Origin of the sequence: Flavobacterium endoglycinae (assembly GCF_017352115.1) — a bacterium.
Taxonomy (GTDB): Bacteria; Bacteroidota; Bacteroidia; order Flavobacteriales; family Flavobacteriaceae; genus Flavobacterium; species Flavobacterium endoglycinae.
On record NZ_CP071448.1, the window covers coordinates 3812862 to 3836621 of the forward strand.

Sequence of the window (23760 nt, forward strand, 5' to 3'; positions counted from 1 at the left end):
AATTCATTATTTTTTTGGTGGTGGAACCGTTATAGGTTCATCACCAGGACCATCTGGTTCGCTTGCTTGTGTATCTGGAATAGAATCCTTTCTTATTTCTGTTTTTTGATCAGTTGTTTCAAATCCGTCAGCGGTACAAGAGAATAATGTAGTTGACATTAGAGCAAACGCTCCCCATAAAAAAATCTTTTTCATAATAATTGATTATTAAAGTTTTTGTTATAGGCATGGCCGTTCAGAACGATTCTGAATCTCGCTTATGCCCGATTTTTGGGAAGTGAATTGCGTAGAACAGTAAGATTTTCATCTATACTTCCCGGATAAAATCCGCCTTACGGTTTTCCGCATTTTTTGAATAAACTAGTTTTGTAAATTTGATTTTTGAACCTGCAGGTCAAATCGTTAACTAATTTTGTTGAAGCAAAGTTATATCGCTTGTAGAGCTGTAGAGATACGGAATTCCGGGATGTCCTAATAAGTATTATTAAATCCGAAAAAGTTTTAAGAAGTTTTAGAAAATCACGAAAAATATTAAAAGCTTATGCCTAACAATACTGTAAATGATTATAAGGAAGCAGTTAGAATAAAATTCGAAAAAGAAAAAAATGGACCTTTTTCTAATTATTTTAATCCAGCCTCACAAGCAAATCTTAGAGATTTATGTTGGAAAATACTCACGTCTGAGCCTAGCAGTGATGATTTAAATGTTTACTATGATTTTTTTAAGTCTAAATTTGATCCTGCTGCAGAAGATATATCAATTACTTATACTGATAAGTTTAAAAAAGTTGGTGATTTTTTGAAAAGAAAAAGTGAACCAGCAAAAATTGATACTATTAATTTGGCTGCTATTCTAGTCAATTTTGAATTAAGACCATATCAGAAATTTTTTAAATATGCGGACAAAGAAAATTTTACTTATGATAATGGTTTTTCAAAGAGTGATACAAAACAAGATTCACAAAATATAGATGAAGAAGTTAAACAAGAACAGAAAAATGAAAATGGTCAAATCTTAACAGATACGGCAAAAACAACAAATTCGTCAGATGTAAAGCCGAAATCTCTAGTCAATCTTCCAAAAACATTAAAATATATTGGATTTACTACAGTATCAACTTTTTGTTTAATAGCAGTTTATTTTATGTTCTTCTATAAACCTTGTATGCAATGGTCGGGAGATCATTTTGAAAAGGTAAGCTGCGATTTAGAAGTAAATGGAATTGGAAATTTTAATGTTGTAGAGCCGTTTGATAAAACTATTTTTGATTTGAAGAAAATAAATGTCTGTGATACCACTTCGTGTTTTGATAAAAATGGACAAGCAGTTGTATGGTATGCTAAAACCGCAAATGGTATTGATTTTTTTAACGGACATGGCAGACATCCTGAGACTAATAGTCCTTTACGCCCCGTTACGAGATATATTTTGAATAAATATGTCAAGAAATGATCTTTTTTTGCTAAAAATGAAATTTATGTAAATCAAAACAAAAATCATGGAATTTAATGTAGGATTATACTTTTAATTTAGCAGTATAATTTTTAAACAAAAATCTACCATGAAAATTAAATCAATATTATTAGGATTATTAAGTATCAGTTTTTTTGCAGTATCTTGCAGTAACGATGATAACGAAGGAGAAACAATTGTTCCATTACAAGGGAAATACAATTTAAGTAAAACGGGAACAATTGTAAACGGACAGGAAGTGTTAGTCGATGCACCACAAAATGAAAGTGGATGTAGTAGAGATTATCTAGAATTAAAATTAAGTAATGTAGCTGTTATAGGTGATTACGATGGTGATAACTGTGCCTTAACAGAAACTACAGGAACTTACGTAAGATCTCACAATGATTTAACAATTACTATTGGTAATGCAAGTAGTGTAAGCGACATTATGAATCTTACTAATAAAGAATTGAAAATAAAAGATAAAACTACTGGTATAATTACAGTTTATACTAGATAAGAAAAATTGTTTCGAGATAATTTCAATTCGTTTTGAACTGAAATTGAAAACGGAAATGACTTTGCAGTTATTTCCGTTTTTTTTTTGAAGTTATATGAAATATTTTATTCGAGTGGAATATAAATATCGAAAGAAGCTCCTTTATTGATTTCGCCTTCGGCGGTTATGATTCCGTTGTGGTTTTCGACAATTTTTTTAACGATGGCTAGACCAATTCCAGTTCCGTTGTAACGGTCTCTTCCGTGCAGACGTTGAAAAACATCGAATATCTTTTTGCTGTATTGAGATTCAAAACCAATTCCGTTGTCTGAAACTATAATATGGTAATAAGTAGTTTCTGGTAATAAATCTTTGTTTTCAAGAGTAAAACCTTTCGCGATTTCACTTCTAATTTTAATTACGGGCTGAACATCAGGTTTGGAAAACTTGAGCGAGTTGCTGACTAAATTGTATAAAAGTTGTCGAAACTGAAACGGAATAATATTTATTTCTTCAATGTCATTACTTTCAATTAGAGCATTTTTTTGTTCCAGTTCTTCTTTTAAATCTTCTTTTACTTCATTGATAATTTTAGAAAGCTTCGTTTTTTCGAATTTTCTTTCTTGAATATTGGTTCTAGAATAGGAGAGAAGGTCATTGATTAATGTCTGCATTCGCTGTGCTGCGTTTTGCATTCTTTGGAATTTATCTTTTCCAGAATCTGATAAGTTTTGGAATTCTTTATCAATTATCTGCGAAGCAAAGGTTTGTATTTTGCGTAAAGGTTCCTGCAAATCATGACTGGAAATGTAAGCGAAAGACTGAAGCTCTTTATTCATCTGCTCCAATTCTATATTTTTCTGCTCTAATTCTAAGGCATTGAGTTTTATTTTATCATCGGCTTTTTTCTTTTCGGTTAGATCGTGGGTTACTTTTGAAAAACCAATAACCTCTTTGTTTTTATTATGAACGGCAGTAATGACAACATTTGCCCAAAATAAATTTCCGTTTTTGCGTACGCGCCAGCCTTCTTGAACCGCACGGCCTTTCTCTCTGGCTCTTTGTAATAAAGTATTTGGCAGGTCGTTGAGCTGATCTTCTGGAGTATAGAAAATCGAAAAATATTTTCCGACTATCTCTTCGGCTTTATAGCCTTTGATTTTTTCGGCTCCAGCATTCCAATTTTCGATAATTCCGTCGTGATTTAAATATAAAATAGAATAATCCTGAACTTCTTCAACCATTAAATGATAACGTTCTTCACTCTTTTTAAGTGATTCGTACATTTGGCTGAGTTCTCTAGTTCTGGCAGTAACCTGTTGTTCCAGTTCTTGTGTAAATGCTTTTTCGGTATGAATATCTGTAAAGGCACCTACCCATTTTATGATTTTATTATTGGCATCAAATACAGGTTCGCCAATTACAGCATGCCATCTATAACTTCCATCTTTTCTTAAAATACGTACATCATATCTAAAAACTTCTCCTGTTGCAAGACTGTAACTCCAGATTTTCATACCTTCTTCAAGATCTTCAGGATGTACCATTGCTTTCCAGTCAGTATCTTGTTTAGGTTTTTGTCCCGTATATTCAAGCCATTTTCCAGAGGCGAATAATCCATTTCCTTTTTCATCGGTTTCCCAGATTAATTGCGGAATACTTTCGGTTAAGGAACGGAAACGTCGTTCGCTTTCTTCGATTTTCTTTCGTGCTTCGACTTTTTCGGTTACATCAATCATGGTCGCTCTAATTCCTGAAATTGTATTATCGGAATCATAAATTGGAGCGTATTCAAAATCGATGTAAAATAAATGTTCTCCATCGTCTCCATAAATAATAATTGGAGATTCAATTTCAGAATGAACATTTCCGGTGGCATACACTTCTTTCAAAAGTCGGCCATATTTTTGTTTTAGGAGTTCTGGGAAAATTTCAAATAAACTTTTCCCATGGACACTGCTTTCTTGCTTTTTCCAGATATTTTCCAAAAGCGCCACATTGGCCATTTCGATAACCATGTCATCACCTTTTAAAATGGCTTTTGGAACAGGCGATTGCATAATTAAATTACGGAATCTTTTTTCGCTTTGTTCAAGTTCCTGCTGATGATTTTTTTCGGATGTAATATCTCTTACTGTGCCAATTAATTTGTCTGGATTGCCATTTTTATCATAAAAAACTTTTCCTTTTCCTTCCAGCCAATGAATGGTTTTATCATGCCAGATGGTTCTAACTTCGTAATGAAGGTTTCCTGTAGCAAGCGCTTCTTTAAATGCTTTGTTGCGGATGTGCATGTCATCAGGATGTAAATGTTGCAGCAATTGCTCGTGCGACAGCATAATTTCTTCTTTATAACCACCAACCACTTCGAGATAGCGTTGTGAATATCGTGGTTCACGGGTTTTAGCATTTAATTCCCATGTTCCGAGTTCACTAGCCGATACAATTGTATTTAAACGGTTTTCGTTTTGTTCTATTTTTTTACGAACTTCCACTTTTTCGCTGACTTCAGTAACGGTGACAATAATACCATTGATTTCGCCATCTTCTTCTCGTAAGGGATAATAGAGAAAATCAAAATAAGAAACTTCATTTTTTCCGTATCGGTATAACGGAATTGGCATTTCGTTTCCGTGATAAGGAATTCCAGTGGTTAAAACATTTTCTAAAAGAAGGCTTACTGTTTCTTTTACTTCTGGAATAGAATCAAATAAAGGGCGGCCGACAAAGCTTTCTTCTTCGCGGTCGACAATTTTTAAGTACGATTCGTTAGCAGATTCTACGACAAATTCTGGTCCGCGTAAAATGGTAATTCCAAGCGGAGCTTGTTTTACAGTATCACGAAAACGCTTATTGGCGATTTCTACTTTTTTCGAAGCCATATGTAAATCTGTAACTTCGGCTGCAGTGTTCATAACCGCATATACGTTTCCGTTACTGTCGAAAAGAGGAGTAAAACTATAATTAAAATAAAACGATTCGAGTTTATTGTTAACCACCAGATCAACTCGGGCATTTTTGTTATGAAACGATTTTCCGGTTTCAAAAACGCTTTCAACCTGCTGAAAAATAGATTGATTTTCAAGTTCGGGAAGGATTTCGCGATATGATTTTCCAATTACATCCGGTCCTTTTCCCCAAACTTTTATAATGGATTCGTTGGCAAGTTCTATTCGCATTTCTCTTCCCACGTAAACACCAATTGGGAAAGGTGCATTTTCAACCATCTGCCTGATTTTTTGTTCGCTTTCTTCTAGTTTGGTTCTAGCCACCACCTGATCAGTTACTTCCACAGCAATGGCGACTACTCCAGAAATGCTTCCGTCAGAATCTGTTAAGGCTTCATAAATGAAATTGACATACGTGTTTTTGGTTTTTCCATTTCTGGAAAGTTGTACCAGTCGTTCGTTGGCTACAAATTTTTTTCCTGTACTGTAAACATTCTGAATAAGTTCTTCTAATCCTTGATCTTTTATTTCCGGAAGAACATCAAAAATAGATTTATTAATTACTTTTTCGTCTTCTGTTTCCCAAAGTTCGATCATTTTTTTGTTGGCAATTTCAACCACATGATCTTTTCCTCTAAAAACACACATGGCAAGCGGTGCCTGCATAATGTTGTTTCTAAAACGGGTATTTTTTTCTTCTAGAAGATCGGCAGCTTTTTTCTTGGCTGTTGTTTCGATTACGGTTACCAAAACACCTCCAACTTCTCCGTTTTCTTGCTTAATAGGCGAATATGAAAAGTCAAAATAACAAGTTTCAATCGTTTCGTTTCGGTTAAGCGGAACCATAAAATCTGTAAAACTAACTGATTTTCCGTTGACAACATCGCCAAATATTTGACGAGTTAAGTTCCAGATTTCAGGAAAAGTTTCTTTTGGGTTGCTTCCCAATGCTTTTGGATGTTTATCTGCACTAATAATTTTGCAGAAAGCATCATTGTATAATTGTGTTAATTCCTGTCCCCATGCGATGTACATACCAAACTGATTGTTGAGCATTACAGAGGTCATGGTACGCAGACTATTGGGCCAGGTTTCAGGATCACCTAATGGGGTTTTGCTCCAATCTTTCGATCGGATTAATGCTCCCATTTCTCCGCCGTCGGCTAGAAAGTAATGTTCCTTATTGGTTTGGCTCATTAAAAATAATTTAAGGTTGAATTACAAAACTGGCTCTGGCTGGCTGTTTAAAATTATTTTCAGAAGCTGCAAGCAATGCATTTTGGATAACTGATTTTAATTTTGAGAAATCTCCGGGTTTACGAATATAAAATGTAGCGCCTTTTTCATACATCACATCGACAATTTCAGCATCCAGTGAAGTTGAAAAAATAATGATTGGAAAACTTTTTAATCTTTCGATCTGCCTGATTTCTGTTAAACACTCAGAACCGTTTTTTTTCGGCATGTTGAGGTCAAGAAAAAGAATATCGGGTAAATCATTTTCTGATGTAGAAGCTAAAAAATCCATTAACTGAACTCCGTCATTAACAGTTACAAGAGTAGTTTCGAGTGATAATTCGTCAAGGGCTTCTTCAAAGAAAGAGCAGTCATCATCATCATCATCAGCAAGTAAAATGTTGTAAATCTGTTGTTTCATGTGCATTTCAAATTTTATTACAGGCATTTAATTAATTGTCTTCTGCTAAGATAAAACTAATTTCAAAAGATAAATTAATAAAATACCTATAAAATTAACGTATTTAAGTGAGAATTTCGAAACTATTTATTCGAATAATTTCTTAAGTAATTATTTATAACAAATTTCAATTGGGCAGATATTTTTTAAAAAGAGATCATAAAAAATATTGTTATAAAATCATTCCAAAAATGTAATTCACAATTTAATTTACAATGATGCGTTATATAAGTATGATTACTAATTCTGTAGTCAGCAAAATCCCTTTATTTTCTCGCTGTATACACAGTAAATATTGTGTAATGATTTTACAAAGTGTGAAATTATTATACACATTACAAGTGTGTAAATATCTGTAAAACGCTAAAAGTCAGTTAAAAGCTTAAGTGGCACGACGCTTGTCAATTAGGATAATGTCTTTCTGTAACAAGAAACAAAAACAAAAACGAAAGACATTTTTATAAAAGCCATTTTAGTAGAATTAATACAAACAGGACTATGGAAAGCGAAACAATTATCTCGAAACAATTTTATTCAAGCGGCACATTAAGCAGCGATGCCCAGTTAAAGACACCAATTTTTAATATTAATAATAACAAAACAGCAAAAGTTCATATTGAAAGACCAACAAGTAAATCTGGACTTGCTATACTGATTGCAACATTTTTACTTCTTTTAACCGGAGCATTTTTTGTTTTTCAGTTTCAGCCTGATTTTGATCAGCTTCATTTAGAAAGATTAAATTCTACAGGCGGAATTATATTTTTAGCAATTACAGTGGCATTATTCCTTTTTAAAGGAGGAATGTTTGCTTATAACTTATATCTGTATTTAAAATACAAACCAATCGAATCAGTTTCTGATGAATTACTGCCAACTTGTACGGTAATTGTACCAGCTTACAATGAGGGAAAATTAGTTTATGAAACTTTAATGAGTTTGGCAGAAAGCGATTTCCCGGAACATAAATTAGAGCTTTTGGCTATTGATGATGGAAGTAAAGACGATACTTGGTACTGGATTCAGCAGGCAAAAGTAAAATTAGGAGATCGTGTATCGATTTTTCAGCAGCCTGAGAATAAAGGAAAACGTCACGCTTTATACCGTGGATTTAATTTAGGAAAAGGTGAAATCTTTGTAACGGTTGATAGTGATTCAATCGTGAAAAAAGACACTTTAAGAAACTTGGTAAGCCCGTTTGTTGTTGACGAAAAATGTGGTGCAGTTGCTGGAAATGTTCAGGTTTTGAACAATAAAAAAGCAATTTTACCAAAAATGTTAAACGTAAGTTTCGTCATGAGTTTTGAATTCATGCGTTCTGCCGAAAGTATGTTAGGATCTGTACTTTGTACTCCAGGAGCTTTGGCAGCTTACAGAAGCACAGCAGTTTTTGCTTGTCTTCCTGAATGGATCAACCAAACTTTTATGGGACAACCATCTGATATTGGAGAAGATAGAGCCATGACCAACATGATTTTAAAACAAGGACATCATGTATTATTTCAAAAAAATTCATACGTTTTGACTAATGTGCCAGAAACCTACAAAGGTTTATATAAAATGTTTATCAGATGGGGAAGAAGTAACGTTCGTGAGAACCTTATGATGGCGAAATATGTTTTTAAAGATTTTAGAAAAGAATCAAAAGTAGGAGCAAGATTATTGTATACTGAACAGTTCTTGAGAATTTTAATGACATACCCGTTCTTCATTTTCATGATCTACTTTATTGCAACGCACCCACTGTTATTTTTAAGTTCAGCACTTTTAGGAATATTGATGGTTTCAAGCTTTTCAGTTTTCTTTTATGCAAAAAAATACTCGTTAGCAGAATCTTTCTGGGCGTATTCGTATAGTGTTTTCTATACATTCGGATTGTTTTGGATTGCTCCATATTCAATCATTACAGCTCATAAAAGAGGGTGGTTGACAAGAGGTTAAGAAATTTCCACAACTACTATTATATTTTAATCCTGAAAAACTCCTGTTCCACTAAACAGGAGTTTTTTTATTGATTTGATTTTTCCGCCAAAGATAAACCGAGAAAGTATTTACGAAGACTAAACCCCATAAAACGGGACTGGTAAAAAAGCTTTCGTAACTTCTGCCGTTTGGAATTTCAACAAATGGAACCGTAATTAAAACATCTAAAAGCAGAGCGGTGACCGACATTATAATTCCAAGTTTTAATCCGTCCATTTTATAATTTTTGGCATAATAAAACTTAGCAGCCCTCAAAGCAAAAAACACACTTAGAAAAACGGTGATTGCTGACTGCAGTTGAAACGAATGTTTTATAATTGGAATTTTTTCTAAAACATAAAATGACAAACTGATACAAATCCAGATTATAATTCCCGATACAATTGCTCTGATGTAATACATAATTTTAGTTTTTAGGATTCCATATTTCTGTTTTGGCTGTTTCTTCTGCGTAAGCGCTGAAATCTTTGGCTTTTCTGCCGAGAATTTTTTCAATATCGGAAGTTACAGAAGCATTTCTACCGTCTAAAACCTGTTCGAAGAGATAATTTGCCAGCCAAATATGGTCTTCAGGAACTTGATATTCTCGCAGCATAGCACTGTATTCGTCCAAACTTAAACTTTGAAATGTAATATTTCTGTTGCTTGCGCTGGCAATATCATTCACAGCTTCTTTAAAGGTCAATAATCTTGGTCCAGTCAATTCATATGTTTTTCCATTATGATTATCGTCTATCAAAACCGTTGCTACAACATCGGCAATATCATCGGCATCTGTAAAAGGTTCCAAAGCTTCCGCTCTTGGCAATGCTACAAATCCTGCTAAAATAGGTTCTAAAAAGATGCTTTCGCTAAAGTTTTGATTGAACCAGCTGGCACGAACAATAGTCCAGTTTTTGGCATTTTTCTTTACGATTTCTTCGCAGATTTGGGCTTCTTTTTCACCTCTTCCAGAAAGCAAAACCATTTTTTCTACTCCTGATTTACTGGCCAATATAGTAAATTCTTCAATAGCATTTACAGCAAAAGGAACGGCTAAATCGGGTTGAAAAGTAATGTAAACCGTATCTATATCTTGTAATACATTTTTCCAAGTTTCTGGATTTTCCCAGTCAAACGGAATTTGTTCGTTTCGTGAACCCAGACGGATTTCAACATCTGGATTATTTTTTAATCTTTGTACAACTCTGCGTCCTGTTTTTCCGGTAGAACCTAGGACTAAAATTTGTTTTTTCATATCAGTTTCTTTTTTGATGATTACTGATACAAAGTTGCTTCGATTGCAACAGAATCATTTGTTGCAAAAGAATTATGATTTGTTTGAAAAGAATTGTTGTTTTACTTCATTCGGACGCATGCCGAATTTTTTATGAAAGGCATTCGAGAAAGAACTTAAACTTTCGTAACCTACTTCCCAAGCCGACTCCTGTACCGTTTTTTCGTTTTCGCGGAGTAATTCGTAGGCTTTATTAAGACGTTCTTCCTGAATGTATTTAAAAACAGGAATTCCGAACATTTCCTTGAAATTCTTTTTGAGTTTGTTGCTATTGAGTCCCACCATTTTTGATAATTGATTCAGAGAAGGCGGTGTAGAATATTGTGTTGTAACGATTTCTTTGGCTTGAAAAAGTTTGTTTTTATCGCTTTCAGAAAGGTCAGTTTTTTTATCAGAAGCTAAAAGTGCAAAGAAATGGGCGAGGAGTTCGTTTACCTGACTTTTTAAAAATAACAATCGGGTATTTCCGGTATATGAAGTCGCGAAGATTTTTTGAACAGCCAATTGCATTTCAAGTGTCATATAAAACGACGGGCCTTTTACAAAATGTTCATTCGGATTTAATAATTGCGGAAGATGATTTTCGAAAATCTCTTTTTCGGCCTGAGGTAATGAATTGAGATGTTTTAGTTTGGTAAAAATACTGATGGATTGCAAAGGTTTATCAGGTTCAATTTTATGTGAAAACTCTACTTTTTGATTTCCAAAAAAACAAATCGCAAGTCCAGTCGTATTGACCAGATATTTTGTCTGCTGATTGTGTTTGATTTCCAATTCGACATTTCCCGAACCATAAAAAGCAAAACCCACAGCATCGCCATCAATTTCACATTTCTGTACAATAGTCTTGTTGGTGTTTGATTGTTCTATTAAAACAATAAAATCATTAAGCTCAATGATATCGGTTGTCATGGTAAGTTGAGGTTTCTATTAAAATGTGCGAAAAGTTAAGATTTATTTTTTGATTTAATATTGTCTGAAAAATTGGTTTTCTTTTTTAAAACCAGTTTATCAAGTTCTTCCAGAAATTCTTTATCAAATTCGGTGTAGGCTCTTAAGCGGTATTTTTCGTCTCTTTTTTTCATGACTAAACGTATTTTTTGAACCATCAGCCAAATAGGCTCGTAGCGTTTGTGTCCTAATAAATATTGCATTTTTAGAATAGAAATCTTTTTATTCGAAAGAGTTAAGAGTTCGATGCCAATCATCCAATAACTTATGGGCAGATTCGAATTCTCCATTACTGTTCCCGATCGCAGACCAAGTCGGTTGCCACATTTTTTACATTGAAATTTTAAATCGACTTTTCGAAATGAGTGCTCATGATGATTGCATTTTTTGCAAATCAAACCGTTTTGAAGTCTTTTGTTTTTAAGTTCTTCGATACAGAAAGATTCATCTGGGTATTTTTCAAAAAATGCTCGTAACTCCATTCGTGTAGGTTCTGAATTATTTTCTAAATATAAGATATTCTGTACAAACATAAAATGGGTATTAAAACACAAGAGGGAATATCCGCAATCGAATATTCCCTCCTGTACTAAGTTTAAAAACAAGTGTTACAACTTATTTGAGATTTCTTTTTTGTATTTATTTAAAATTGATTTGGTCATTCCCAGATTTGCTCTTGTCGAATCTACAGCAAGATAAATGAAATATTCACCATTATCAGAAACATCAATAATATGAATTTGCGATGTTAAAGTAATCATGATATTGTCAATTTTCTGAGTTAGTTTTAATGCTTTAATCGCATTCATTTTTGCTCTTACCACTTCGAGGTTAAAAGCAGATGCCAGTTCAGGATCAAAATCTGCCAAAACAGATAAAGAATAATATGACATTCCGCTGCTAATTTCGGCTACAGAAACAGCGATAAAACCAGGTACATTTGTTTTGAGATCTTCTCCAAATTGTTTTAAAAAATCAGACATAATAATTAAGTTTAAATTTGCTTTTGGTATCTATTTTTGGGTTCTCCTACAAAAATAGATATACATTATTATTTAATTATCCGCCTTGCGTACCTAGGTTTTTCTTTTTTTGATTTAAATAATTATGGAGTTTTTCCCTAGAGGTTGTTTTTGAGCAGTGAAATTAAAAGATGTTCTTGACAATGTCAATAAACCAAATAAGCAGTTATATATTTATTAGAAGCGTAATAACTCTAAAAAACTAAAAGCCATTCCTTAATGGAATGGCTTTTTATTTTGATTGCGTTCACGAGCGGGACGCTCGCGCCACCAGGGGGGATTTTTGAGTAAGGAAATTAAAAGATGTTCTTGACAATGTCAATAAACCAATTAAGCAGTTATATATTATTAGAAACGTAACAAACTCTAAAGAGCTAAAAAACTAATCCGTTATGAATGGCTTTTCGTTTTGATTGAGTTCACGAGCGGGACATTCGCGACAACAGGAGTTTTAAAAATCATTTCTTGCATTGACCGTTCCAACGTAGAAATGGCTGAACTCGTGGATTATTTCAATAAGCAGACTGCTCAGCAGAAGTATAATGATTATGATGGAGTGATGATAACAGCTTCAATGATTTCAAAATTAAAAAGTCTGATAAAACCTTAATCAAAGAAAATAAGCGTTAATCCTGCTCCGCAGGATCGACGCTTATTTGTTATAAATGGAATTTAATATTTCTTTTTTATCAACACATCTGATAGATTAACCACTATTCAAGTGCTTTAAAAGCAAAAGCCAGTCCGTTATGGAATGGCTTGTATTGTGTTTTTCTTATTTTTTTAACTCATAATTATATAAATATAAATTAAAACTATAATAATTAATATGTTCATTATATAAACAAAAAGAGCTTCATATTTAATTGATTTTGATATCTTAAATATAATGTTATATATCATTAAAAATAAAAAATTAAAAAAAACTAAGTTTCCTAAATAGCTAAATGCTCTTAAAAAAAAAGCATTCATATCTAAAATAGGGTGCATTGAATGATTTAGGTTTAGAAGTTTTTCCAAACCATAACCACTGCCAAAAATGAAATATTTATCATCATTTAAAAATAGATAGACTAAGTCAAAGAGCAAGATAAGTATACAAAAATACAAACTCTTTTTATCATTAATTAATTGGGACAACATATAATTTACCTTTTTCATGAACATATAATTTGTTATCATTTATAAAACCTGAAGTATATATTTTCTTTTTTATTCCTTCCGAAACACCAGAAAGTTTAAAATTAAATCCTTTCATTCCATTTAAGGTACCAGCTTTCAAAGTTAGTTTCGCATCTGAACCAATACCCGCTACTCTTCCAGCAAATGTTCTTTCAACATTTAACTCTCCATTAGCTCCCATTGTCGCTTCATCCAAAACCAAGCCAATTTGAGGATTCAGAAAATTTAGATCTCCTCCATCTATATAGTCACCAGTTTTCATGGCTTTTAATATTTTAGCAACCATCGTTTCTGCTGTATCTCCTTTCTTAATTCCAGCAGATTCCTTCGTGACTTTTTTCCCTTTTTGGTCATCATCCTCTTCATTGGAATCTTTCTCATCGCTTTCATCATTTTTATTATCTTTTAGAGATTCTAAATATGCTTTGAATGATTTATTAATTTCGTTTGAAATCTCCGCTTGTTCTTCTATGTATTTCCCCATTGAACTACCATCATCTTTCCCTTCATCTTTAATTTTTGAAGTATCAACCAACATTCCATCTGGGTCAATAAAATAGTTTGGATTATTATACGTGTAATTATAAGGAGACCATCTTCTACTTTGCTCTGCCAATGGGTCAATATTCATCCAACGACCAAGCGCAGGGTCATAATTACGTGCCCCATAGTCATACAAATTCAATTGATTTCCGCCAATACTCTCGTCCTGCAACTCTTTTCCGTTGTACTTATATTTATTGTCTGTACCATTTATAGCTCCATTATATCCTTTTTGTGTTAATCCAAAAGCATAATAATTGTTTTCCTGTACAATTTCACTGCTGTTCACAGAGCCGTTATTGTCCTTGTCCTGATAGCTTAAACGAATATTGCCTAAATGGTCTTTATATTGGTAAATATAGCTATAAATTCCTGCATTATAAACTATATAACCTTCAGGTTGAGAGAATTGTTTTAAAATGTTGTTTTCATACACAAAACTCCCAGCGTAATCGGTACTGCTTCCTGTGCTTACAGTTTTTCGCTGTTTAGTTCCTGAAGCATCATATACATAATTTATAGTGCCTCCGTTTATAGTGACAGAAGTAGGCAAGTTTAAATGATTATAACTTACGGCAGTAATTTTTTTATTGGCATCGGTTTTCATGTTACCGTTACTATCATAGGTGTACTCTATAGTTGTACTGCTTCCGTTGTTAAATCCTTCTGTGCTGCCTGAGGTGTCTTCCACTTTAGTAAGTTTGTTTCCTGTGTCGTAGGTATAAGTCAGATTGTCCATGGTGCCAAAAGTAGTTGCTGTCACATTTGTGTTTCCTAATCTTAGAATACTCATGATATTACCGTTTTTATCATAACTTAAGCTTTCGTTATATCTTCCAGCGTTTATTGCTGAGTTATCTGTTGCTTGAGTTAGTCGATTTAAATTATCATATGCATACGTGTAATTTTTTAAACTGCTGTCAGTATTTGCCGTTTTCCAAAAAGTCTGGCTTATATTTCCATTAAATAATGCTGTTCCTGAAGTAGGAGTATTATAATTAATTTGAAAAGCAAACAATTTGCTACCAAGCGTGTTAACATTATTGATACCTCTTAACCATCCTCTTACGTTATATGTATAATCGATACTCTGAAGACGTGACTGGGTGATTTTTCCTCCTACTCCTTTTGTTATCAACTGTCCTAAATTGTCATAAGCATTTTCGACTATGACTTCCTGTGCCTGGCTGTTTATGGTTTGTTTTTGTGTTAATAAACGTCCCATATGATCGTATTCAAAAACATCTACCAAGGTAATTTGTGCATCAGTTCCTTTTTTATGGGTACTGGTTGTTTCTGTAGGTTTACCAATAAAATCAAGTTTGGATTTTACTGTTGCAGTAACTGTCAGGTAATTGTTTTTACTATAATTATAAATAGGTCTACCTTTTGCATCATAATAGTTTACATTAGTGATCCAGCTGCTGGTCCCTAAAACACGTATTTTGGAGCAGGTATTTAATCCTTTTGCGTTCGTAATTGGTGTCACACCGTAAGATTGAAGGGAAGTTCCCCCATCAAGATCGATATTGTTGTAATCATCATAATAGGTTATTGTAAATAAATCCAATCCCGTATTTGGAAAAGCATTATTTGAATAATTTACCGATGTTGCATTAATAGTCAAAGACGTTGTAACTTTACTTTCAAATATAGTCGCAGCAGCATTGGCCAGTCCCTGAACTGCAGCTCTGGTTACTTGTGTTGTATTTACATAATCACCCGTATAAACAGGTCTTCCGAAAGCATCATACTTGGTAAACAGCCATTTATTAGCAAGTCTTAGGTTAGCATCTTGTGTCAGGATGGGTCTGTCTAATTTATCATATACAATATATTCCCAATCTTTACCGGGTAGTTTTTTTTCTACCAATCTGTTTTTGTCATCGTATTTATATTGATAGCATAAATCATTTAATACTGTTGCTGAGACTGCTCCATCGGCTTTTGGTGGAATAACATAGGTTAAATTACCATACATATCATAAACATAATAAGTTTCATGCGATGTATTGGTTAAAACCTGATTCACCATCGAGTTGCCATAGGTTTTTTTTAGTATAACACGGCCTTCTTTATCTTTAAATTCTTCTGTAGTATTGTTGGTTCCAGAAGTCCAGTTTTCATTTTTTATTACTGTTTTATAAAGCTGATTGGCTCCATAATAAGTACTTGCGGCACTATTACCTAAGCTTATATCATATACTCCTTGCGAAGCATTCCATGTTGTAACTGCAGTAAAGAGTTTAACATTCTCAGCAGCTGTATTTGCTGCATAATCAGTTTTTATTTCATGTCCTGAACTAATGCCCCATGGACTTCCTGGAGCACCTTGCATTACAGCTCTGTTTAAAGGAGAATCTTCAAACTTGGTCTGAGAAAATGGATTAGGAGTTGTACTGTTAATATCTGCAGGATAATTTGCAATGTAATAAGTATTAGTACTTGTATCGGCTCCAGTTCTATAGGAAGCAATTGTTCCTGTTGTTGGCATGAAAGGAAGATAATCCTTATCCTGTCTTCCAAATCCGTCATAACTAATATGTGTTACAATATCCTGCTTGCTTGGAGAGGCTTTTATGGCTATGTTTTGTATTGGTCTTCCCAGTCCATCAAAATAAGCAATAGATTCTACAACATCTTTATTGCTTGAAATTCCCGATGCAGCCGTCATTGGGGTTTGAAATGTTCTGGTGAAAATATAATTTTCATTTGAAAAATTCAACGCAATATAAGAGTCAGCATTAACGGTAGCTAAAAATGTACTGCCGGATTGTATCACCGTTGTCGGCTGTAGTGTAATACTTTGAGTGGCAATAAGGGTTTCGGTACCTGTAACAGTATAGTTGCTTTTTGTTATGGTGGCAGGTACCTGCGCTATTGCTTTAAATGATATAAAAACCAATAATAGGCTGATATGGATATTTTTTAAGATATTTCTCATCTTGATATTAGTTTTTATAATGATATTGGTTTTCAGAAATTAAATTGCCTTGTGCATCTTTTACGAATTGTAATCTTCCGGCACTGTCATAAGTATACGTTATCTTGTCACCTTTAGGGTCTGTGATTGTGCTTACCCCAACGAGTGGCAGATAGGTATAAGTGGTTACCATCGCATTTGGCAGAGCTGTTCTTAAAGCATTAAGAGCGGTAATCAGGTCAGCTTCAGTTCCTGTATTGGAAAGGTTCTGGAGATTTGCAACATACGACGAAATTTGGCTGTAAGTTGCATTTTCAACTTTTGCTATCGGCTGCGACTTATTATATCCCCAAATAATAGAAATGGGAGTTCTGTTTTCAATAGAATATTCCAGAATATTTCCGTTTCCTAATGCTACGCCATTAAACATATCAGTATCATATAATGTAAAGTTTACTTTACGATTTGCATTGTCAAAAGGAAATGTTTCAACCAATCCTTTAGAAGAATGAATTTCTCTTGGTAAAAGAAGATTGCCAGTAGCTGAACTTTGTTCAAATTTGGTTATAGATTCTGATGTTTGAACATTATTGATAAAAGTTTCAGTTTTTATTGGCTTGTCAATTTTGTTTAGGTTTATTAAGCCCTGCATTTCTGTAGTTTGTCCTGTAGAAACCAAATCTTGAGGGTAGCTTAACTGTGTTCTTAATGTTTCATTTTTACTGTTTATGGTTTCAGTTTTGGTCAACTGATAATGAAGCGGGTTTTCGTAGCTGTAAGTAGTTACTTTCTGAATTGTCGGATTCGCGTTATCATCATATTCTGTTTCGGTTGTAGTAGTAATTTCTTTTTTTCCTTGTGAAGTTTGACCTACTGCGTAATAAAACATTCCTGAGCAAAAATCAGCATTTTGGTTGTATGGGAGTGCGAAAGAATCTGGATAATTCTCAGGCAAAACAGGCGCTGCAAAATTACTAAAAACAACATTGTAAGCTAACGATTGTTGTTTTAGAATAGTATATTGATTGACAATACTACGAATTATTTTGTATGTATTTGGAGCAGTATCCGCTTTATAGATATTTGTCTTTAGTAATGACCCTTGGTTCCACATATCATTTTTGAAAAAAGTAAATGATAAGTACATTAATGTGGTTTCAAATGGCTGATTATTTCCTCCAGTCTCTATTCTATATTGAGGCGATTGAAAAACTTTTGGCAGACTTCCTGCACTAATATCGAATAAACGAGATAAAGGAGCATTTTCATAAAAATATTCTGTTTTACCATTATTATTGGCTGTTATAGCATCCACATCAAATTCTGTAACTTTTCCATAATTGACAGATGGTGATCCTCCCGTATTATTATCAAAGATTGCTGAACTTGAAAAAACTGGTAATATATCATCGGAAGTTGTGGTTTGGAAAGTACCTCTTACATAACAACCATTACCTTCTTTAATTAATGGGTTTTCGTTTTCATATAAGTATTGTTTTATAGTAACGGGATTACTATTCTTTCCATCATAAGATTTAATTGATTTTATTCTTAATCCACCGGTTAGTTTTACTGTAGGTGTAGTGGTGCTTCCTGAGTTTTCTTGCCAGCTTGCTGTAATAGAAGTGAATGGACATCCATAAGCGCCAATATTTCCTGATCTGTATTCTGTAGCAGATAAAGTATGGCTTGAGTTGTTAAACTCTCGAATATATGTATATGATCCTCCACTTGTTAGGGGTGCTGGTCTTCCAAAATACTCAGTATCATATTTAGCATTTGTGTTACCAGCTCCAGATTCTTGTGTGGCAGCAGAGAATGAAATATTTAATTTTCCGCTTCCTAAAACATAATTAGTAGGAGTAAATACCTTACTTGCTGAGCTGGGACCATAATTAGAATTACAACCAGTACCGTAAACTATTACTGTTGAGGTTTTGTTTACAATGGTTGGAGTTGTTACATTTTCAATATATCTATTAGCTTCATATTCAAAAATAGAATAACCACCTTCTGGATAGGTTATTTTTTGTAAAATTCCAGATTTCATTAAAGTTTCATTTGCAGTTCGATCACCATTTCCAACTGTTGTATAATAATTGTTTCGTATATCACCTGATATACGATCTAATCTTGTAGGTGGAGATAAATTACCTGTATTAGCATTTATATATCCCCAAAAATCTTTTTTGGTAGTTCCTCTTGATGGAAGTGTTGTTCCTTCATATTCAAACAAGTGTTTTACATTTAATATGTTGTTTACAATTTGTGTAAGTTTTAATGATTTATCACGACTGTTGATGTTTTTAGTTGAATTGTAAGAATTTGGGTTGCTTATTCCATCATTTGGATCTGATGTTGTTCTAAATCCTCCTGCTCTGTTATAATAGTCATAACCAAAACTATATTCAGTAATTAAAGTTTTTGTAGCCCCTTTAACATTATAAACACTTATTTTATCTAATTTATAATCGTCTATTAAATCTAACCTGTTTTGGTTAGAGGTAAATTCAACAATTCCGTTGTTAAAATTTATTGATGTTAAAAATTGTCTGCTAGAATTTGTTTTATCTGGGAAAATAGATTTTAGCGTTGCTGTCTTATTAGGATCAATTGCATTGTCAATTAACTGTTCACCGGTCACTATTTGATAATCATAAACACTAGCAAGTGATTTATATTTAAATGAAATTATATCGTTTGTACTTTTACTATTAGGTGGGATAATTTCAGTTAAAAACCACGAAGAAACGTAATCTGGTCTGTAAATGTCTGATGTATTGTGAACAGTTTCATTAGCATTGTAACCATCTAATGATTGTCCGAATCTGTAAATTGTACCATCAGCTTTAGTTATTTCTAATGTCAGTGTATTAGTTAGTAACTGATTATTGTATGAAGAAGTTTTAACTACGGTATTTTGAAGGTCTTTAAAAATAGGTTTATTATTGACGAAATAAAAAGTTCCAGATAAACCTGGGGCATTTATTATAAATTCATCATATGCAGTATCTACAGGACTTACTCTATAAGGGTTATACTGTGAATACAAAAAATTATAATTTGCCTGTGTAAATGCAGCATTATTTATATCTGGAACCCCATTACCAGTATCAGGTATTCCTTTTACATTTCTAACAACAGCCCCTCCCGAGTTTAAATTCCAGCCTAGACCTACCCAAGAAGCAAGTTCATCTAATTGGATTCCTGCACTATTATAATTTAGGCTAATAGGAACAGTTAGTTCTCTTGTTTTAATAGTATAAAGAGGAACGCTAATGTTAATTTTTCCTGTTGAATAGTCTACGGGAAATAATCCTTCTTTTGCAAATGAAGCTGCATTAGGACTTACAGGAAAGTAATTTGGAAGATCTTTGGTAGTTTGAGAGAAAAATACATTAGGAAAAATCAATGCAATAAGCATTAATTTAAATAAAGAGTTTTTAAACATGTTAGGAATAATGTTAAATAGTTGCGTTTCGATATGTAAGAAAATACAAGTTTAGTTTAAAATTGTTAAAATATTGATAGGCTGTTTGATAAAATATTAACAAAAAAACTTTATTGTTGATATATATAATTTTATAAAAAAATTACCCAATCGCACTACTCAATTGGAACATAGGTAAATACATAGCCACTAACAAAACGGCTACTAAAACCCCGACAAAAAGTATAATAAAAGGTTCTAAAACGGTAGTCATTACCTTTGATTGCTGTACGACTTCTTGATTATATTGTTCACTGAGTTGTTTGAAAACATATTCGGTTTGATTGGTTTCTTCGGCTACTTTTACGAGAGATATAATTCGGTTGTCGAAAAGCGGCGTGTTTTTCAAACTCGAACTTAAACTGTTTCCTTTTAGAATACTGTTTTCAACTTGTTCTAACGCTTCTTGTAAAGGGACAAACTGAATCATTTTTTTGACCATTTGAATACTATTCAATAACGGAACTTTTGCGGTAGTTAATAAGGTTACTGCCTGAGTGAATTGTGCCAGATATACTTTGGTCATAAATGCTCCTAAAACTGGGATTTTCACTAAAAAATAATGCAGTGCTTTTTTGTACTTCTGATTGTTTTTGAAAAACTGTGTAGAGAAAATAAAAGTAACAAGTGCTAATAAAAAATACAAGCCATAAGTTTTTGTCCAAACGGATAGTTTTACAATGAACTGTGTTAAAAGAGGAAGTTCCATGTTGTTTTGTTTGAAGATATCTTGAAACATAGGTACTACATAACTCAACATAAATATCACGACCAAAACCGCTGTACTTAATACAATAGAAGGATAGGTGAGGGCTGCTATAATGATTCTTTTCTGTTCGTTTTTACGTTCAAAAAAATGCCCGAGTTCTTGGCATACCTGCGCTGTGGTTCCCGTTTCTTCACCTATTTGAATGGAGTAATATTCGTATTCTGTAAATGATTTAGAAATACGAAGTGCTTCAGAAAAGGGTCTTCCGTTTACGACATCATTTAAAATGGTTTGAATTAAATCTTTATCGGCACTTTTTTTTAAAGATTCAATAATCAATGATAATCCTTCTTTAAAGCTTACACCAGCTTTTAATAAAACAGCTAGTTCAAGATAAAAAGCCTGCTTTTTTTTATTATTAAAACTGTTGCCAAAAAGCGTGATTTCTTTTTTCAGTAAACTTTCAATGCTATTCGAACCTTTTGGCTGAATTGTTTTTTTATTTTGGGTGTTTTCGATTTTAAAAGCCATCTTCCTGATTCATTTGAAAGGTTAAGTCATTTTTTTTCGAAACAAAAATTTCATAGTCTGGCAATTCTGTTTCGGCAAATATCGATAAAGCATCAATTGGCCCTGATTTTACTTCTTTTCCTTGAAATAATGTCTTGTTTGGAATGATTTTCAGTTTAATTGTATCGCGATTTCGCATGCTGAATTTATCCTGAAACGAATAGGTTACAGTATCAATTTCAGAAGTCATAATCAACATTTGTTTGTCATTATCATACATAACAATATGCGGTTCATTGAAATCCTGCCACAATTTTTGTTCAAAAAGAGCTAATGTGCTTGTTTTTTCAAAATTGGTTTGAATGGTATGAATTTGTTTCTGCACAATTCTTAACACACTAAAAGCCATACCAACAACAATAGCAGTTATAATCATAACCACTATTAATTCTGATAGTGTAAATGATTTTAATTTTCCTGCTGCCATAGTATCTGGTGTTTTGTAATTTCTTTTTTGGATACAGTATTAATTGCTGAAATAGTAAAGATTTTTTTTACCGAAATATTTTCTGTTTCAATATTGATATTCCAGTCTTTATAATTTTCCTGATAAGGAAGTTTTATCGTGTTATTCTGCACTTCATATTCCAATTCATTTATTCTGGTTTCAATTCCGTGTGTGTTTTTTGAAAAAGTATTAAATACGAGATTGTTTAAAATTAAACTCGAAATGATGAATATAATAACCACCAAAACAGTTGCAACAACTGCTTCAATTAATGTAGCCGATTTTATTTTTTTTAATACAACCATTTTAAAACAGTTTTAGGTTCTTGTTCTAAAATTATTCCGCCATAGAGATGCGGAACATTTTCATTTTCGATGGTAGCATTGTACACATGATTCACAAAAATAGAACCTGCTTGATTGGCTGTGAATTGTCTAGTATATACAGATCCTGATACGGTTCCTCTGATTTCAAAATTACCGTTACAATAGACTTGTCCTTTTATTTTGGAATCTTTTTCCAAAACAATTTGGGTTTGAAAGTCAGCTGTTTCTTTGGTTTTAAGGTAAATGATATTTCCTTTTATGATGCTTTCGGTATCTATAAAAATTTGATTGTCGGGTAAACTATTATAATTTTGATTTTCTGAAATGGTATTTTTATTATCCTGAAATAATAACAAAGCTGATGGATATGATAAATTACATCTCTTGCCCATTATAATTTTTCTGGAAGCTATTGCTTGAAAACAACCTTTTGTTTCATCTTCTATTTCAATAATTGGTGCAATAAGAATTATATCATTTAATAGTGCAGTCTTTCTTATTTTGATGGAAGTTTCTGATTTAATGATCATATTTCCCGACAGAATTTTATTTTCGATCGTAATTGGATTTTCAGAATAATATCCTTTCGTTTTTTCTTTAAAAGAATTTGTGATTTTTATACCCGAATTTAAATTAATGTAATCTTCCTGTCGATTTATTTTATATTCTTTTAGATAAAAATTAATGGCATCAAAAAAACTCTTTTCGAGCTTTGGTAATTCGGAAGAACTTTTTTCTATTTTTCCATAAATCAACTGAGAGCCATAATAACTATTTCCAGCTATATATCCAGAACTAACTCCTTGTTTAGGTAAATAGGCTATACCTTGAATTTTGGTACTTCCTACAACAGTCAGTGCATTATGGGTTTCTTGCAAATATAAAGTAGGCGATTTATCGGCCACTATAAGAGAACCAATTATTGCGGTTTTGGTGAATTTTTTTTTCCTGAATTGAGTAGTTGTAATTCCTTTTTGAAAAACTCCCCATTGTGATAAATGGGTTTTTATAATTTGATTTTCTTTATCATGATAATCAATTGTTGCAGTATCTGTATTTAACTCTTTTTGCTCTAGAAGAGATTGCATTCCAATATCGGCAATTTGGATATTTTCAATAGCTCCTTTAGACTGTTCTTTCATGTAAATAAAAGTGTAAGCGTATAAAACCAAACCCGCAAGAAGCAGGGCAATTAATACAGCAATAAATACTGTAAATTGTAAAGCACCAGACTTAATTTTGAGTTTTAATTTCAATCCTGAAGCATTATAATATTGAGATTACCTTTATATTTTACGTATACAGATTCTTTGTCACCAGATTTTAGGAAAACATCATTTTCAGTATCTCCAATTTTCATGTAATAATTTTTATTATCTATAATTAACATGTAAATGGTGTTTTTGCCTTTAGAATCTGCAATTACACCTTTGTAGATAATATTTGGCCAAACCAGTGCTTCTGGCTGCTTTGCTATTTTAGGAGTTGAGTGTAATGCTTTCGGTTTTGGAGCAGTTTCTTGAGTATACATTTTCCCTAAAAAAGGATCTCTGTAATTGATATTAATAGCAAAAGTTTCTCTTTTAGTAACTTTTAACGGTTTAATAGTGAATTCAGGATTGGTAACCGGTAATACGTCGTCTGAATTTGTAAATGAAAATACTTGAAATAATACTGCTCCCCAAACGAATAAAACGAGCGGGAGCAATATGTATATGTTTTTTTTGTTTTTCATTGA

General features: G+C 32.8%; 18 protein-coding genes and 1 pseudogene. 4 read left to right on the forward strand and 15 right to left on the reverse strand.

Annotated features, from left to right (window positions below):
- Window positions 1–6 precede the first annotated feature (6 nt).
- Entirely contained in the window at window positions 7–195 is a 189-nt protein-coding gene (locus J0383_RS17005; protein ID WP_207295170.1) for a hypothetical protein, read from the reverse strand.
- A gap of 346 nt (window positions 196–541) precedes the next feature.
- Here J0383_RS17005 and J0383_RS17010 point away from each other — a divergent pair, with 346 nt between their 5' ends.
- Window positions 542–1453 carry a hypothetical protein gene (locus tag J0383_RS17010; RefSeq protein ID WP_207295171.1) on the forward strand — a complete coding sequence of 304 codons (912 nt, stop codon included), beginning with the start codon at window positions 542–544 and terminating at the stop codon, window positions 1451–1453.
- Between the two features lie 109 nt (window positions 1454–1562).
- Window positions 1563–1976 (forward strand): lipocalin family protein, encoded by a 414-nt coding sequence (locus J0383_RS17015; protein WP_207295172.1) that lies wholly within the window; start codon window positions 1563–1565, stop codon window positions 1974–1976.
- A gap of 104 nt (window positions 1977–2080) precedes the next feature.
- Here the strand turns inward: J0383_RS17015 and J0383_RS17020 are convergent, their stop codons facing one another.
- Both J0383_RS17020 and J0383_RS17025 read right to left on the reverse strand, forming a co-directional pair.
- The gene (locus J0383_RS17020) at window positions 2081–6100 is read right to left on the reverse strand and encodes a PAS domain-containing sensor histidine kinase (protein ID WP_207295173.1); all 4020 of its coding nucleotides are present in this window, start codon (window positions 6098–6100) and stop codon (window positions 2081–2083) included.
- Between the two features lie 10 nt (window positions 6101–6110).
- Window positions 6111–6560, reverse strand: coding sequence for a response regulator (locus tag J0383_RS17025; RefSeq protein ID WP_207295174.1), 450 nt, complete (start codon window positions 6558–6560; stop codon window positions 6111–6113).
- Window positions 6561–7097: 537 nt separating this feature from the next.
- Between J0383_RS17025 and J0383_RS17030 the strand changes: the two genes are divergently transcribed.
- On the forward strand, window positions 7098–8540 hold the full coding sequence (locus J0383_RS17030) for a glycosyltransferase (protein WP_207295175.1): 1443 nt from the start codon (window positions 7098–7100) through the stop codon (window positions 8538–8540).
- A gap of 51 nt (window positions 8541–8591) precedes the next feature.
- On the opposite strand, the gene J0383_RS17035 is transcribed toward J0383_RS17030, so the two are convergent.
- The 5 genes and pseudogenes from J0383_RS17035 to J0383_RS17055 all read right to left on the reverse strand — a co-directional run bounded on the left by J0383_RS17035 (window position 8592) and on the right by J0383_RS17055 (window position 11792).
- A complete protein-coding gene (locus J0383_RS17035) occupies window positions 8592–8984 on the reverse strand; it encodes a DUF5367 family protein (RefSeq protein ID WP_207295176.1) in 393 nt (130 codons plus the stop codon).
- Window positions 8985–8988: 4 nt separating this feature from the next.
- On the reverse strand, window positions 8989–9819 hold the full coding sequence (locus tag J0383_RS17040; RefSeq protein ID WP_207295177.1) for a Rossmann-fold NAD(P)-binding domain-containing protein: 831 nt from the start codon (window positions 9817–9819) through the stop codon (window positions 8989–8991).
- Between the two features lie 72 nt (window positions 9820–9891).
- Complete coding sequence (locus J0383_RS17045; protein WP_207295178.1) at window positions 9892–10770, reverse strand: helix-turn-helix domain-containing protein; 879 nt, start codon at window positions 10768–10770, stop codon at window positions 9892–9894.
- Window positions 10771–10811: 41 nt separating this feature from the next.
- Window positions 10812–11291, reverse strand: a pseudogene (locus J0383_RS17050) (IS1595 family transposase); the annotation flags it as partial.
- Between the two features lie 126 nt (window positions 11292–11417).
- Window positions 11418–11792 (reverse strand): hypothetical protein, encoded by a 375-nt coding sequence (locus tag J0383_RS17055; protein WP_207295180.1) that lies wholly within the window; start codon window positions 11790–11792, stop codon window positions 11418–11420.
- A gap of 448 nt (window positions 11793–12240) precedes the next feature.
- On the opposite strand from J0383_RS17055, the gene J0383_RS17060 reads away from it, so the two are divergent.
- Window positions 12241–12441 carry a hypothetical protein gene (locus J0383_RS17060; protein WP_207295181.1) on the forward strand — a complete coding sequence of 67 codons (201 nt, stop codon included), beginning with the start codon at window positions 12241–12243 and terminating at the stop codon, window positions 12439–12441.
- 513 nt (window positions 12442–12954) lie between these two features.
- Here the strand turns inward: J0383_RS17060 and J0383_RS17065 are convergent.
- The 7 genes from J0383_RS17065 to J0383_RS17095 all read right to left on the reverse strand — a co-directional run bounded on the left by J0383_RS17065 (window position 12955) and on the right by J0383_RS17095 (window position 23757).
- Window positions 12955–16500, reverse strand: coding sequence for a DUF6443 domain-containing protein (locus J0383_RS17065; protein ID WP_207295182.1), 3546 nt, complete (start codon window positions 16498–16500; stop codon window positions 12955–12957).
- Window positions 16501–16507: 7 nt separating this feature from the next.
- On the reverse strand, window positions 16508–19930 hold the full coding sequence (locus J0383_RS17070; protein ID WP_207295183.1) for an RHS repeat protein: 3423 nt from the start codon (window positions 19928–19930) through the stop codon (window positions 16508–16510).
- Between the two features lie 142 nt (window positions 19931–20072).
- A complete protein-coding gene (locus J0383_RS17075; protein ID WP_207295184.1) occupies window positions 20073–21209 on the reverse strand; it encodes a type II secretion system F family protein in 1137 nt (378 codons plus the stop codon).
- Window positions 21199–21675, reverse strand: a complete 477-nt coding sequence (locus J0383_RS17080) for a PulJ/GspJ family protein (RefSeq protein WP_207295185.1) — start codon at window positions 21673–21675, stop codon at window positions 21199–21201. The genes J0383_RS17075 and J0383_RS17080 overlap by 11 nt, the downstream gene beginning before the upstream one ends.
- On the reverse strand, window positions 21657–22001 hold the full coding sequence (locus tag J0383_RS17085; RefSeq protein ID WP_207295186.1) for a hypothetical protein: 345 nt from the start codon (window positions 21999–22001) through the stop codon (window positions 21657–21659). The genes J0383_RS17080 and J0383_RS17085 overlap by 19 nt, the downstream gene beginning before the upstream one ends.
- Window positions 21989–23278 carry a hypothetical protein gene (locus J0383_RS17090; RefSeq protein ID WP_207295187.1) on the reverse strand — a complete coding sequence of 430 codons (1290 nt, stop codon included), beginning with the start codon at window positions 23276–23278 and terminating at the stop codon, window positions 21989–21991. The genes J0383_RS17085 and J0383_RS17090 overlap by 13 nt, the downstream gene beginning before the upstream one ends.
- The gene (locus tag J0383_RS17095) at window positions 23275–23757 is read right to left on the reverse strand and encodes a hypothetical protein (protein ID WP_207295188.1); all 483 of its coding nucleotides are present in this window, start codon (window positions 23755–23757) and stop codon (window positions 23275–23277) included. The genes J0383_RS17090 and J0383_RS17095 overlap by 4 nt, the downstream gene beginning before the upstream one ends.
- Window positions 23758–23760 lie beyond the last annotated feature (3 nt).

What these genes read in the sequence shown, in the direction of transcription:
- J0383_RS17005 (WP_207295170.1), bottom strand. Translation starts at nt 195, where the DNA reads ATGAAAAAGATTTTTTTATGGGGAGCGTTTGCTCTAATGTCAACTACA.
- J0383_RS17080 (WP_207295185.1), bottom strand. Translation starts at nt 21,675, where the DNA reads ATGGCAGCAGGAAAATTAAAATCATTTACACTATCAGAATTAATAGTG.
- J0383_RS17045 (WP_207295178.1), bottom strand. Translation starts at nt 10,770, where the DNA reads ATGACAACCGATATCATTGAGCTTAATGATTTTATTGTTTTAATAGAA.
- J0383_RS17055 (WP_207295180.1), bottom strand. Translation starts at nt 11,792, where the DNA reads ATGTCTGATTTTTTAAAACAATTTGGAGAAGATCTCAAAACAAATGTA.
- J0383_RS17020 (WP_207295173.1), bottom strand. Translation starts at nt 6,100, where the DNA reads ATGAGCCAAACCAATAAGGAACATTACTTTCTAGCCGACGGCGGAGAA.
- J0383_RS17070 (WP_207295183.1), bottom strand. Translation starts at nt 19,930, where the DNA reads ATGTTTAAAAACTCTTTATTTAAATTAATGCTTATTGCATTGATTTTT.
- J0383_RS17025 (WP_207295174.1), bottom strand. Translation starts at nt 6,560, where the DNA reads ATGAAACAACAGATTTACAACATTTTACTTGCTGATGATGATGATGAT.
- J0383_RS17075 (WP_207295184.1), bottom strand. Translation starts at nt 21,209, where the DNA reads ATGGCTTTTAAAATCGAAAACACCCAAAATAAAAAAACAATTCAGCCA.
- J0383_RS17095 (WP_207295188.1), bottom strand. Translation starts at nt 23,757, where the DNA reads ATGAAAAACAAAAAAAACATATACATATTGCTCCCGCTCGTTTTATTC.
- J0383_RS17015 (WP_207295172.1), top strand. Translation starts at nt 1,563, where the DNA reads ATGAAAATTAAATCAATATTATTAGGATTATTAAGTATCAGTTTTTTT.
- J0383_RS17040 (WP_207295177.1), bottom strand. Translation starts at nt 9,819, where the DNA reads ATGAAAAAACAAATTTTAGTCCTAGGTTCTACCGGAAAAACAGGACGC.
- J0383_RS17085 (WP_207295186.1), bottom strand. Translation starts at nt 22,001, where the DNA reads ATGGTTGTATTAAAAAAAATAAAATCGGCTACATTAATTGAAGCAGTT.
- J0383_RS17035 (WP_207295176.1), bottom strand. Translation starts at nt 8,984, where the DNA reads ATGTATTACATCAGAGCAATTGTATCGGGAATTATAATCTGGATTTGT.
- J0383_RS17030 (WP_207295175.1), top strand. Translation starts at nt 7,098, where the DNA reads ATGGAAAGCGAAACAATTATCTCGAAACAATTTTATTCAAGCGGCACA.
- J0383_RS17065 (WP_207295182.1), bottom strand. Translation starts at nt 16,500, where the DNA reads ATGAGAAATATCTTAAAAAATATCCATATCAGCCTATTATTGGTTTTT.
- J0383_RS17010 (WP_207295171.1), top strand. Translation starts at nt 542, where the DNA reads ATGCCTAACAATACTGTAAATGATTATAAGGAAGCAGTTAGAATAAAA.